This is a genomic window from Microbacterium timonense (assembly GCF_900292075.1).
In the GTDB taxonomy this organism is placed as follows: domain Bacteria; phylum Actinomycetota; class Actinomycetes; order Actinomycetales; family Microbacteriaceae; genus Microbacterium; species Microbacterium timonense.
In genome coordinates, this window is the sequence record NZ_OLMV01000004.1 from 190727 (window position 1) to 203089 (window position 12363).

Here is a 12363-nt window from a genome sequence, read left to right on the forward strand (position 1 = left end):
CCACGAGCCGCTTCGTCCGGGCGAGCGCTATCAGCGATCGTCACGCGGGCCACGCGGCTAGCAGGCGCGTATGGGCAGGTCAAGGCGCTCCCGACCGGCGTCGCGACATATGAAACTGGAGGCATGAACCGGTGGCGACGCGCATGGAGCGTGCCCCTGCTGGTGATCGCCCTGTGCGTGAGCGGCTGCGGCCTCACGATCCCGAGCGATCCGCAGGGCACTCTCGAACGCGTGCGCGACGGCGAGCTGCGCGCCGGTGCATCGGCATCGGGCAGCCTCGTGACCGTCGACGGGACCGACGTCGGCGGACCGCTCGCCGAACTCGTGGAGGGTTTCGCCGATTCCGTGGACGCGCGCGTGACGTGGACGGTGGGAAGCGAGGAGGACCTCGTCGACGAGCTGGAGAACGGCGACCTGGACCTCGCCATCGGCGGCATGACAGAGGCGACGCCCTGGTCTGACCGCGTCGCCGTCACGCGCGCATACGATTCGATCCCCGGTGCGCATGGCCCCGTCGTGATCCTGCTGCCGCTGGGCGAGAACGCCATGCAGGCGGCGCTGGAGACCTACCTCGACAAGGAGCTGTCGAAGTGAAGTCGATGGGACGCACCGACCTGCCCGCTGCGCAGCAGCAGGCGCTGCGCAGCGCCATCCGATGGGAGTGGTTCACCATCGGCTACACGGCCGTGACGATCTTCGTCATCGCGCTCGTAGTCGGGGGGTCCCAGGCGATGAAGACGGCGTGGATCGAGGACATGCTCTCCCTCATCCCGCAGATCTCCTTCCTCGTGGCTCTCCTGTTCATCCGCAAGCCGCCGACCCGCGCCTTCCCGTTCGGACTGCACCGCGTGATGGGGGTGGGACATCTCGTCGCCGGGGTCGCCCTGCTCGCGGTCGGCGGCAACCTCGCCTTCGAAGCGATCAGCGGTCTGGTGGCAGGCGAGCACCCCTCGATCGGCACGGTGCAGCTGTTCGGACACACCATCTGGCTCGGCTGGCTCATGGTCGCGGTGATGACGGTGATCGTGATCGGGCCGTTCTTTTACGGCCATGCGAAGGCGAAGCTCGCGCCGCGCCTGCACAACAAGGTGCTCTACGCGGATGCCGACATGGCCAAGGCGGATTGGACCTCCACGGTCGCCTCCATCGTCGGCGTGCTGGGCGTCGGCGTCGGGCTGTGGTGGCTCGACGGCGCGGCCGCGCTGTTCATCTCCATCGGCATCGTCTGGGACGGCTGGCGCAACTCGCGGGCCGCGATCCTCGACCTCATCGATCAGCGCGCCCGTACCGAAGACGACGCGCGTCCTCACCCCCTGATCGCCCGGATCGCCCACCGGGTCGAAGAGTTCCCGTGGGTGCGCGAGGCCGCCGTGCGAATGCGCGACATGGGTCAGGTCTTCCACGTCGAGGTCTTCGTGGTGCCGCGCCAGGGCGAGATCGGCATCGACGACATCGAGACCGTGCGCGAGACCGTCGCAGCCTTGGACTGGAAGGTGCAGGACGTCGTGGTCATCGCGACACGCGCGCTCCCCGAAGAGGCGATGCCCGCCAAGCCGCAGCAGTCGCACCGGGACGCGTGACGGCTGTCCGGCTGTTCGGCGGGCTCGTCGCCGTTGCCGGCGAGTAGGGGGCGTCAGCCGGCGACCGGCGGGCCGCCGTCGGTCCACACGGCGTCCGGTTCCACGCCGTTCTCGTGCGGGATCGGCACGATCGCCAACGGCACTCCCGGCGTCAGCAGCAGATGCGCGACACGCATCATGCCCTCGCCGTCGTTGACCTCCAGCCAGTGGGAGCCGCTGTCCAGACCCGACTCGATCTCTCGCTTGAGATCATCGAGCTGTCGCCCGCCGACGCTGTAGTGGTCACCGCCGTAGTAGATGTCGATCCGCATCATCGTCCGCTCCGCTCCGTCGGTCGATCACAGCCCCCGGTGCCGCTGCGCGGCGAGGGCCTTGACAAGCGGTCAGCCGACCATGTCGTGGTCGGCTGTGTCCGCCGTGGACGGCATCGCCGGTTCGGGTACGAGGTACAGCCCCGCGGGGGAGTTGGCGGTGTAAGCGAGCGCGTCGATCCACGCGGGGTTCAACTGCGGCTTCCTGCTGCCGTAGAACTTGTACACCAGCGCGCAGCGCGGGTGGAGCCAGATGGTGGTGCGGCCGTCGCCGATGCTGGCATCGTCGCGCCAGGTGAAGTGGAACGGCTCGTTCCGGCGCAGCTTGGTGCCGATCACCAATTGCAGATGGGCGAGAGTCCTGTCATCGAAGTCGACCTTGACGGTCCCCTCATAGATCAGCTTCCCCATAGTGGGCCTCCGAACCGGCGCTGCCGGCGAAGTCGAGCGCGGGGGGCGCGCAAGAGGAGAAACGCCGATCAGCTCCACCCTCGATGATCCTCCTGCCCGGGCCATCCCAACAGGGGTTGACAGGTTTCCGAGCCGGATGCGACGCGCGCGCGGCGCGTGTCTCACTCGCTGGAGACGGACGACTGATGATGCGGCGCTCCGACCGGCTTGGACTCGCTGGAACCGCGCTGGCGCAGGAAGATCGACAAGGCGATCATCGAGCCGACCGCGAGGAACTCCGACTGCCAGTTCTGCAGCGTCCGGTTCCAGAAATCGGGAGTGCCGAGGTACTCGAGCCAGGTGATCGGCGGCTGTCCGTGCTCGGCGTTCTCGGTGTTCATCACGACCGTGCCGGCCAGCGACTGCGCGAACCAGGACAGCAGGAACACCGCGCCCATGACCAGCAGCAGCGAGTTGGAGTAGACGGCGAGGCGGATGCCGCGCGCTCGAGCCCACGGCGGCGAGTCCGGCCGCGCGTATTCGCCCACCAGCTGCGCCTTGTCGCTGTCGAGACCCTCGTCACCCGGCTTCTTGGATTCGGGTGAGCCTCGCTGGACCAGCCAGATCGTGGCGGCGATGAACAGGAAGAACTGGAGGAACTCGGACTGCCAGTTCTCGGCGACATCCACCACGAAGTCCGACGAGGTGAGGAACGCGCCGTAGGCCTCGGGCGGCAAGCCGTGCTCCTGAAGGCGCTCGTTGTTCTCCAGCCATCCGGCGATGGACTGGCCCGCCAGGGCGAGGATGAAGATCGCGCCGAACGCGAGGCTGAGGGCGTTGTCCCTGATGGTGCGCATTTCACTGCCCCGCCAGCGGAATCGCGATCATGTATGCCAGGCCTAGCCCCAGCACCGCGATCCAGGACCAGAACATCACGACCTCACCGCGGCGAGGTCCTTCCTCTTCGGGAGTGAAATCCGCCATGACGCCCTTCTTCCAGCGGAGGTCGAGGATCCGCCGAGCCCATCCTGGAACTCCTCCGCCACGGCAAGAACGGCCTTGACACCGCAGCGACTGATCCCTATGCGCGCCGGCCGTGCGCACCATGCGCGTGCCCGCGGATCGATGCTCCGGGCCGCCGCCGTGGCAGGCGCACCCGGCCTGGGATGGTAACCTCGATCGGCACGCCTCCGTAGCTCAGGGGATAGAGCGTTGGTTTCCGGTACCAAAGGTCGCAGGTTCGATTCCTGTCGGGGGCGCCAGTCGAGACAAGGGGTCGCGGGGCATTCAGCCCTCGCGGCCCCTTTTCCGTCGACCGTGCGCACGGGATCCGAGGTGAAACAGCTGAAGGAGCCGGCCAGACTCTCGCGGCGTTTGTGATTGTCCCTTCCCTGGGACGGGCTGTCCCAATAGTGTGCGAACAGGGGCCGAGCTGGTTCCCTTGCGGTTGTGACGTCTGTGAAGAAGGGAAACCCCGTGCCTCGCGATTTCCAGGGAAAGATCGAACTCGACGTCCGCGACTCCGTCGCCGATTGGGACGCATTCCTGCCGACCAAGGCGCCGAAGGAGGCACCGAACGTGCTGGTCGTGCTGTACGACGACACCGGCATCGCCGCCTGGTCACCCTACGGCGGGCGGATAAACATGCCCACGATGGACCGCCTGGCCGAGAACGGCCTGACCTACTCACAGTGGCACACGACCGCGCTGTGCTCTCCCACACGCTCCACCTTCCTCACCGGCCGGAACCACCACCTCAACGGCTTCGCCACCATCTCCGAGTCGTCGACCGGCTTCCCCGGGTACAACTCGCACATTCCTGATTCGAACGTCACGATGGCGCACCTGCTCCGCGACGCCGGGTGGTCGACGTTCTGGGTAGGCAAGAACCACAACGTGCCGATTGACGAATGGACCGCCGGCGCCAGCAAGAAGCACTGGCCCCTGGCGCAGGGGTACGACCGGTTCTACGGCTTCATCGGCGGCGAGACGAACAACTGGTTTCCGTCGCTCGCCGAGGACAACCACTACATCGACCAGCCGTACCTCCCGGAGCAGGGCTACCACCTGTCGAAAGACCTCGCAGATCAGGCGCTCAAGATGATCCGCGACGTCAAGCAGACCGATCCTGACAAGCCCTGGTACCTGTGGTTCTGCCCGGGCGCCAATCATGCTCCACACCACGCCCCGCAGGAGTACATCGACAAGTACAAGGGCAAGTTCGACGACGGCTACGAGGCGTACCGGGAATGGGTGCTCGAGCGCATGAAGAAGAAGGGCATCGTCCCCGAGGACACGACGCTCACGCCGCTGAACCCGATGCCGGCGGGCACCTTCTCGCAGACCGACGAGGTGCTGCGATGGGACACACTCCGCGACGAGGAGAAGGCGATGTTCTCGCGCATGGCGGAGGTGTACGCCGGCTTCAGCGAGTACACCGATGCGCAGGTCGGCCGTATCATCGACTACCTCGAGGAATCGGGCCAGCTCGACAACACGCTCGTCATCTACTGCGCCGACAATGGCGCCTCGGGGGAGGGGAGCCCTTACGGGTCGGTCAATGAAGGCAAGATCTTCGGCGGCTACCCCGACGACGAGCAGCAGAACCTGTCGATGGTCGACAGGTTGGGCTCGCCCGACACCTACAACCACTATCCCACCGGATGGGCGGCAGCCTTCTCGACGCCATACAAGATGTTCAAGCGGTACACCTACCAGGGCGGCGTGGCCGATCCGCTCGTGATCCATTGGCCGGCCGGCTTCGCGGCCAAGGGGGAGATCCGTCACCAGTACCACCACTCCGTCGACATCGTCCCGACGATCCTCGAAGCCTGCGGCGTGGCATTCCCTGACACTTACCACGGCGTCCCGCAAACGCCTCTGTCGGGCGTTTCGATGGTGCCGTCGTTCACGCAGGCACCTGACGGGCCGACGAACAAGAAGACGCAGTACTACGAGATGTTCGGCCAGCGGGGAATCTGGCACGAGGGCTGGAAGGCCGTCACCGTGCACGGACCGGTCAGCGGCAAGGGCGACTTCTCCGCCGATGAGTGGGAGCTCTATCACACAGACGTCGACCGGGCGGAGGCGCATAACCTCGCCGCCGAGTATCCGGACAAGCTGGAGGAGCTCAAGGCTCTGTGGCTGGAAGAGGCCAAGGCCAACCTCGTGCTGCCGCTGAACGACCTGCAGGTCATCGGCAATCCGAAGGACTTCGAGACCTTCGTCAACATGGAGTTCCACCAGCCCTCGCCGCCGTCCGGCCAGTTCGTGTACTACCCGGGGACGAGCGAGATCCCCGAGCGATCAGCCGCGAACGTCCACGGCGGGTCGTACAAGATCGCGGCCGAGATCGAGTTCACGCCCGAGACCGAGGGGGTGATCTTCGCGCATGGGTCCCGGTTCGGCGGCCACGCGCTCGTGGTGAAGGACGGCCAGGTGCACTACGTCTACAACTTCCTCGGCATCCCCCCAGAGGACCGCGTGTCGGCTCCGGTACCGACGTCGGGCAAGCACATCATCGGGGTCGAGTTCACAAAGGAGGGGACGGGCGACTACCGGGAGCCGACCGGCCCCGTGAGGCTCTATATCGACGACCAGCAGGTCGGCGAGAAGCACATCCGGACCGTGCTCGGCCATTTCTCGCTGTGCGGCGAGGGTCTCACGATCGGCCGCGACAGCGCCGACCCGGTTTCGTCGTTGTACGGCTACGGTTTCGACTTCGTCGGCGGTCAGATCGCGAAGGTGGTGTTCGATATCGCCGGCGACACATACATCGACCTCGAAGCCCACCTCGCGGCGGCGTACGCACGCGACTGACCGGACGAACGAGAGGACGGATGCTGCGCACGTCCGCCCTCTCGTCGGCCGAAGGTGTTCGAGGGGTCAGTGGGACGCCGCGTCCAGCCCCTCCTGAACGGACTCGTGCACGCGGCCTCTGGCCTCGAGGTCCTGGTACCAGGGTGTCTTCCGCGCGACGGCTGCCGCGGACTCGGGCAGCGCGGCGATGCGCAGGACCACTCCGAGCTCGCCGAGTTCGCGCTCGAGGTCGGTGAGCGTGTCGAGCACCGTGATCGTGATGAGGTCCTGGCGCTCGAGATCGAGCACGACGGCGGTGACCTTCTCATCCCTCGCGAGCCGCAGGATCGCCTGTTCGTTCTCGAGCGCGTTCGCGGTGTACATGGCGCGCAGCAGGTGGATCGCGATCGCGGCGCCGTCCCGGTCCTCGATCTGAAGCTTCGGGATGTTCAGCTCGTGCAGCACCATGATGAGGGTCACGACGACGCCGAGGAACACGGCCGGAAGCAGCCCCGCGACGAGCCCGATCACGGCGACGGCGACGGCGACCCAGAAGTCGCGCGGGCTGATGCGGGCCCAGCGCGCGAGCTCGGTGACATCGATGAGACCGATGACGGCGACGAACACCATTGCGGCGAGCGTGGCCTGCGGCAGCATGCTCAGCACCGGTCCGAGGAAAAGCGCGACCAGCACGGCGACTGCGACGGTCACGAGCGTCGAGAGCTGCGTCTTGGCGCCCGCGCTCTGGTTGACGGCGCTCTGTGAGAAGCCGCCCGCGGCCGGCATGGTCGTGAAGAACGCGCCCGCGACGTTCGCGGCACCCGTCGCGAACAGCTCCTGGTTGCTGTCGATCTGCGGCTCGGACGTCCGACGGATGCCGCGGGCCACCGCGGCCGACTCCAGGAAGGCCATGACCGCAATGGCGAGGGCACCGGGCACGAGGGCCGCCAGGTGCGCGACGTTCGGCAGACCCGGCACCGGGAGTCCGGACGGGACCGGGTCGATGAGATCGACCCCGGCATCAGTGAGTCCGGACAATGCCACCAGGAGGATGCCACCGACGACCACGATGAGGGTCCCCGGCACTTTGGGTGCGAAGCGCCTGAGCGCCAGCAGTGTCGCAATCGACGCGGCCGAGAGCGCGACGGTGGGCCAGTTGACGCTGCCGAACGCCTCGCCGACAGCTACGAGCGAGCGGATGAAGCCGTGGCCCGAGAAGTCGTCGGTCTCCCCGAGAAGCTTCGGCAGCTGCCCGACGGCAACGGTCGCGCCGACACCGATCTTCATGCCGAGGAGCGTCGCGCCGCTGATGTTCTCGACGAGAGCCCCCAGTGTGAAGAGGCGGCACAGCAGCAGAATCGCCCCGACGAGGAGCGTCAGCATCATGAGCGAACCGAGCGCGTCGTCGGCGCTCCCGGCGTTCGCGGCGACCCCGCTCGATACGAGGGTCGTGGCGGTAAGCGTGGCGATCGTGGAGGTCGTTGAGACACTCATCGCGCGGCTGCCGCCGAGGAGCGCGTAGACGAGCATCGGGACGATGCAGGTGTAGAGCCCGACCTGCACAGGCAGGTTCGCGATCGTTGCGTACGCCATCGCCTGCGGCACCACCACGGCGGCGGCCGAGAGGCCTCCCACAATGTCAGCGGCGAGCCACTCGCGGCGGTACCCGGCGAAGGTGGGCAGCAGCCACCGCGGGCGCTGAGCCGGCGAAGCGGTGGTCATGTGCCGAATCTAGCGGCCCGCCCGGTCAGGGGACGGCGGCGCCGCCCTCGTGCGGGGCGTCCGCGACGACGGCGGGCTGGCGCTCCATGCGCTCGATCGCCGCGGCAACGCGCTCCGCCAGGTAGGCGTGGCCGTCGGTGGAGGGGTGGTCGCGCCCGATCGGCCCGGTGTCGATGACGCCGAGGTAGTTCGCCTCGGTGATCCAGTCTTCGGCGATGGGGGAGATGTACCACCATCCCCGGGCCGCGGCGAGGTCGCTGAGGTCCTCGTCGATGCTGCGTGTCGCATCCTCGACCGGAAGCACCTGGGGCGCGGGGCCGAGGATCACGATGTCGGCGTCGGGGTAGCGGGCCTGGAGTGCATCCCAAGCGGCGGTCACGGCATCCCGGTACCCGTCGGGGTACAGGCGGCGATCGTTGATCGACCCCTCCACGAGGATGACGTCGGGATCCAGCGCCGGATCGAGGGCGGCGATACGCTCGCCGTACGACGGTCCGTCGATGCCGGGCTTGAGGTAGCCGCTGCCGCGGACACCGTCGACGAGCGTCTCGACGCCGAGCCGGTCGGCGAGAAGATAGGCGAAGCCGAGGGTGGGCACCGTGGCCGCGGAGCCGTACACCCACGAGTCCCCGAAGACCAGCACGCGCGCCCCGTCGGCCACGACCAGCGGGGCCGGCGCAGCAGCGGCCGGCGCCGGAACCGACCCCTCGGCGACGGCGGCAGGGGCCACCGGTTCCGTAGCGCCCCACGGCCGCAGGACGGCGACCGCGCACACGGCGGCGACAGCGAGGGCGGCGGCGAGCAGGGGGAGCCCGAACCGCCGTGCGCGGAAGCGGCCGGGCGCGTGCATGTGAAGAGGGTAAGTCATCTCCAGCCCAGCGCCGTACGCGCGCTGGAGAGCATGGCCAATGCGAGGCCGATCCTGAGCTTGCGATGCGCGACTCACGGCGGCTGAGCACCGGTGTCAAGCCCGGGTTTCGAGCCCCGTACGCCGTGCGAGGATACTGCGGTGCAACGCGTCGTGACCGCTGAGATGGACCTCGATCTGGGAGCATCCGTCGACCTCGTCTTCCAGATCGCAGCCGCCCACGGGGTGCCGGTCTCGAGCGAGAGACTGACGTTCACTCAGGGTGAGCGCATCTACACGCCGACCGAGATCGTCGACCAGGCGGGCAGCCGCCTCCACCGGCTCACCGGCGAGCCCGGTCGTCTCGAGGTCCGCTATCAGGCGACCGTCGACGGGCACGCCACGACTTCTCGCACCAGCGATCTGGAGGCCATCACCTACCTCCGGCCCAGCCGGTACGCGCAGTCCGACGAGGTGTTCGCGCAGGCGCGGCGTCAGTTCAAGGGCCTGTCCGGCCACGACCTCATCGCGGCGGTGTCGCAGTTCGTCTCCTCCAGCACGACCTACACGCCGGGGCTCAGCCAGGGGACCGACAGCGCGGTGACGACCCTGATGACCGGGCGGGGCGTGTGCCGCGACTACGCGCACGTCGTCATCGCGCTGCTGCGGGCTATGGACATGCCGGCCCGGTACGCCGCCTGCTACGCCCCGGGGCTGCGCCCGATGGACTTCCACGCCGTCGCCGAGGCATACCACGACGGCACGTGGTACGTCATCGACGCCACCCGGCTGGCCCACCGGGCGTCCCTCGTGCGCATCGCGACGGGACGGGATGCCGCGGACTGCGCGTTCCTCAGCTACCACGGCGGGTACGTCGGGCTGGAACGTCTGCGCGTCGACGCGTGCGTGGTGCCCGAGGCGCCCCCTCTGGACGGACTCGATGCCGCCCCGGCCGCAGCCGATCCCGCCGCCGACGACTTCGGCGCGCTCGTGCAGATCTCCTGAGCGGCCTCGGAGGAGCGGCCACGGCCGCCCGCTGCCCGCGAACTAGACTGGTTCGCCTATGGATCCCGAAGCCCTCTCCGCCGCACTGCTCGCCGTCATCGCCCCGCTCGCGGAGGCGCGACGACCGGGCGCGGCCGACGGGCTGACGGCCGCCGATCTTCCCCTCGAGCGCCCGAAGAACCGTGACCACGGCGATTGGGCGTCCAACGCGGCGCTCAAGCTCGCCAAGGCCGTGGGCGCGCCCCCGCGCGAGTTCGCCACCGAGATCGCGCGAGGCCTCGCCGCCGTGGACGGCATCGCCGACGTCGAGGTCGCCGGCCCCGGCTTCATCAACATCCGATTGGATGCCGCGGCCGCCGGCGCGTTGGCGAAGACCATCGTCGAGGCCGGCGCCGCGTTCGGCACCAACGACTCGCAGCGCGGGAACACGATCAACCTCGAGTTCGTGAGCGCGAACCCGACCGGGCCGATGCACATCGGGCACACCCGGTGGGCTGCTCTGGGCGACTCCATGGCGCGCTTGCTGCTGGCCAGCGGCGCGACGCTCGTGCGTGAGTTCTACATCAACGACGCCGGTGCGCAGATGGAGCGGTTCGGCCGCTCGGTGGTCGCGGCGATCAACGGCGAACCCACCCCGGAGGACGGCTACGCCGGCTCCTACATCCAGGAGCTGGCCTCCCGCGTGAGCGCCCACCGCGCCGACGTGCGTGAGCTCGATCGGGCCGAGCAGCTGGCGGTCGCCACCGAGCTCGCGTACCAGTTCCAGCTCGGCGAGCTGCAGTCCTCCCTCGAGAAGTTCAACGTCCACTTCGACGTGTGGTTCTCCGAGCGCACGCTCCACGCCAAGCCCGAGGGCGGGGGCCCCAGCCTCGTCGACGAGGCGGTCGAGCGACTGCGCGAGCAGGGCCATGTGTTCGAGCAGGACGGCGCCGTGTGGGTGCGCACCACCGACTTCGGCGATGACAAAGACCGGGTCATCCGCCGGTCCAACGGGGAGTACACGTACTTCGCGGCTGACGCGGCCTACTACCTGAACAAGGGCGACCGCGGTTTCGCGCACAAGATCTACCTGCTGGGAGCCGACCACCACGGCTACGTGCACCGGCTCAAGGCACTCGCCGGCGCCGCCGGGGACGACCCCGACAAGGACATCGAGGTGCTGATCGGCCAGCTCGTGTCGGTCAACGGTGCGCGTCTGTCCAAGCGCGCGGGCAACATCATCGAGCTGGACGACCTGCGGGACTGGCTCGGCACCGACGCGCTGCGGTACTCGCTGGCGCGGTACCCGGCCGACTCGCCGTTGACGCTCGACCCCGAGATCCTCCGCAAGCGCACGAACGACAACCCCGTCTTCTACGTGCAGTACGCGCACGCGCGCACCCACAACGTCGCGCGCAACGCCCACGGTTCCGGCGTCGACCGCTCGCAGTTCGCCCCCGATCTGCTGACGCACGAGACGGAGTCCGCGCTGCTGGGTGCGCTGCAGGAGTTCCCGCGCATCGTGGCCTTCGCCGCGGAGGTCCGCGAGCCGCATCGCGTCGCCCGCTACCTCGAAGAGCTCGCCGGCCTCTATCACCGGTGGTACGACAACTGCCGGGTCATTCCGCTCGGCGATGAGCCCGTCGAGCCGGTGCACCGCACCCGCCTCTGGCTCAACGACGCGACCGGGCAGGTGCTGCGCAACGGCCTGGACCTTCTGGGCGTGAGTGCGCCGGAACGGATGTGACCCGCGATGACCAGCGCCGACGCGCAGCCCACGCTGCCGCTCCCGGATCTCTTCCCCGCCGGTGAGCCGGAGCCGCCACGGCGGCGCGTCTGGCCCTGGATCGTCGCGTTCGCGATCGTGGCCGCACTCGCGGTCGTCGCGTGGTTCGCGGCGGAGGCCATCGCGCGGCAGGTGGTGACCGGCGTCGTCCGCGAGCAGGTGCGCACGCAGCTGTCCCTTCCTGCGGACCAGCCGATCGACGTCGACATCCCCGGCGCGCTGATCCCGCAGCTCATCGGGGGCTCGATCGACGATCTCACGATCTCGTCCGACGACGTCACGCTGGGGGGTGTCACCGGCGATGTGACGGTGACCGCCCACGACGTGGCGATCACCGGCGCCGGACGGATGAGCGGGGCGGACGGCACGCTCTCCCTCGACGAATCGCAGTTGCGCACGCTGCTGTCCTCCGTGGACGGGTTCCCCGAAGAGACGGTCGGACTCCAGGACTCCGACGTCACGATGACGCTCGACCTCCAGCTCTTCGGAGCCGGCATCCCCGTGGGCGTGGCGCTGGCCCCCGCCGTCGCCGACGGCGGCATCGTGCTCACGCCCTCCGCCTTCCAGCTCGGCGGTGCGACGGTGACGGCGGACGCGCTGCGCGACCAGTTCGGGGGATTGGCCGACGCGGTGCTCAGGGACTGGAACGTGTGCGTCGCGCAGTACATCCCGGCCGGAGTGACGCTGACGGCCGTCGCCGTCGACGGCGGCCGGCTCGTCGCCGACTTCGAAGTGGACGGTGCCATCGCCACGGACCCGTCGCTGCGTCAGAGCGGCACGTGTGCCTGACGCCGCACGACGTCACACGGCACCGGGCTCTCGCGCGGTGTGCCCTAGACTGCTAGCACTGCCCGGCGCGTGACCCTTCCGGCCGTGGCATCGCCGCACCCGGGAATCCGGGCGGCCGCAGCCCGAAACTGCCGCGTGCAGCCGCAGGCCGCATCG

Annotated in this window: 12 protein-coding genes and 1 tRNA gene; 7 read left to right on the forward strand and 6 right to left on the reverse strand. The window is 68.7% G+C overall.

The window, feature by feature from the left end; all coding sequences use genetic code 11:
* Positions 1–123: 123 nt before the first annotated feature.
* Positions 124–594: a transglycosylase SLT domain-containing protein gene (locus tag C9992_RS13195; protein WP_106816082.1), complete on the forward strand. Its 471-nt coding sequence runs from the start codon at positions 124–126 to the stop codon at positions 592–594.
* A gap of 5 nt (positions 595–599) precedes the next feature.
* A complete protein-coding gene (locus C9992_RS13200) occupies positions 600–1580 on the forward strand; it encodes a cation transporter (RefSeq protein WP_200826338.1) in 981 nt (326 codons plus the stop codon).
* Between the two features lie 53 nt (positions 1581–1633).
* On the opposite strand, the gene C9992_RS13205 is transcribed toward C9992_RS13200, so the two are convergent.
* The 4 genes from C9992_RS13205 to C9992_RS18510 all read right to left on the reverse strand — a co-directional run bounded on the left by C9992_RS13205 (position 1634) and on the right by C9992_RS18510 (position 3265).
* Positions 1634–1894, reverse strand: coding sequence for a hypothetical protein (locus tag C9992_RS13205; protein WP_106816084.1), 261 nt, complete (start codon positions 1892–1894; stop codon positions 1634–1636).
* A gap of 69 nt (positions 1895–1963) precedes the next feature.
* Positions 1964–2302 (reverse strand): DUF7882 family protein, encoded by a 339-nt coding sequence (locus C9992_RS13210; RefSeq protein ID WP_106816085.1) that lies wholly within the window; start codon positions 2300–2302, stop codon positions 1964–1966.
* 161 nt (positions 2303–2463) lie between these two features.
* Complete coding sequence (locus C9992_RS13215; RefSeq protein ID WP_106816086.1) at positions 2464–3138, reverse strand: DUF6766 family protein; 675 nt, start codon at positions 3136–3138, stop codon at positions 2464–2466.
* A gap of 1 nt (position 3139) precedes the next feature.
* The gene (locus tag C9992_RS18510; RefSeq protein WP_268807194.1) at positions 3140–3265 is read right to left on the reverse strand and encodes a hypothetical protein; all 126 of its coding nucleotides are present in this window, start codon (positions 3263–3265) and stop codon (positions 3140–3142) included.
* Positions 3266–3467: 202 nt separating this feature from the next.
* Here C9992_RS18510 and C9992_RS13220 point away from each other — a divergent pair.
* Positions 3468–3543 (forward strand) — tRNA-Arg (locus C9992_RS13220).
* Between the two features lie 214 nt (positions 3544–3757).
* A complete protein-coding gene (locus C9992_RS13225; RefSeq protein WP_106816087.1) occupies positions 3758–6100 on the forward strand; it encodes an arylsulfatase in 2343 nt (780 codons plus the stop codon).
* A gap of 66 nt (positions 6101–6166) precedes the next feature.
* On the opposite strand, the gene C9992_RS13230 is transcribed toward C9992_RS13225, so the two are convergent.
* Together C9992_RS13230 and C9992_RS13235 are read right to left on the reverse strand one after the other, a co-directional pair.
* Positions 6167–7801, reverse strand: coding sequence for a SulP family inorganic anion transporter (locus C9992_RS13230; RefSeq protein WP_106816088.1), 1635 nt, complete (start codon positions 7799–7801; stop codon positions 6167–6169).
* Between the two features lie 25 nt (positions 7802–7826).
* On the reverse strand, positions 7827–8651 hold the full coding sequence (locus C9992_RS13235) for an SGNH/GDSL hydrolase family protein (protein ID WP_235008227.1): 825 nt from the start codon (positions 8649–8651) through the stop codon (positions 7827–7829).
* A 159-nt stretch (positions 8652–8810) separates the two neighbouring features.
* Between C9992_RS13235 and C9992_RS13240 the strand changes: the two genes are divergently transcribed.
* From C9992_RS13240 to C9992_RS13250, 3 genes are read left to right on the forward strand one after another with little or no spacing between them, the layout of a single operon-like run.
* Complete coding sequence (locus C9992_RS13240; RefSeq protein WP_106816090.1) at positions 8811–9653, forward strand: transglutaminase-like domain-containing protein; 843 nt, start codon at positions 8811–8813, stop codon at positions 9651–9653.
* 58 nt (positions 9654–9711) lie between these two features.
* Positions 9712–11379 carry an arginine--tRNA ligase gene (gene argS, locus C9992_RS13245; RefSeq protein WP_106816091.1) on the forward strand — a complete coding sequence of 556 codons (1668 nt, stop codon included), beginning with the start codon at positions 9712–9714 and terminating at the stop codon, positions 11377–11379.
* Between the two features lie 6 nt (positions 11380–11385).
* Positions 11386–12207, forward strand: a complete 822-nt coding sequence (locus C9992_RS13250) for an LmeA family phospholipid-binding protein (protein ID WP_106816092.1) — start codon at positions 11386–11388, stop codon at positions 12205–12207.
* Positions 12208–12363: the final 156 nt, after the last annotated feature.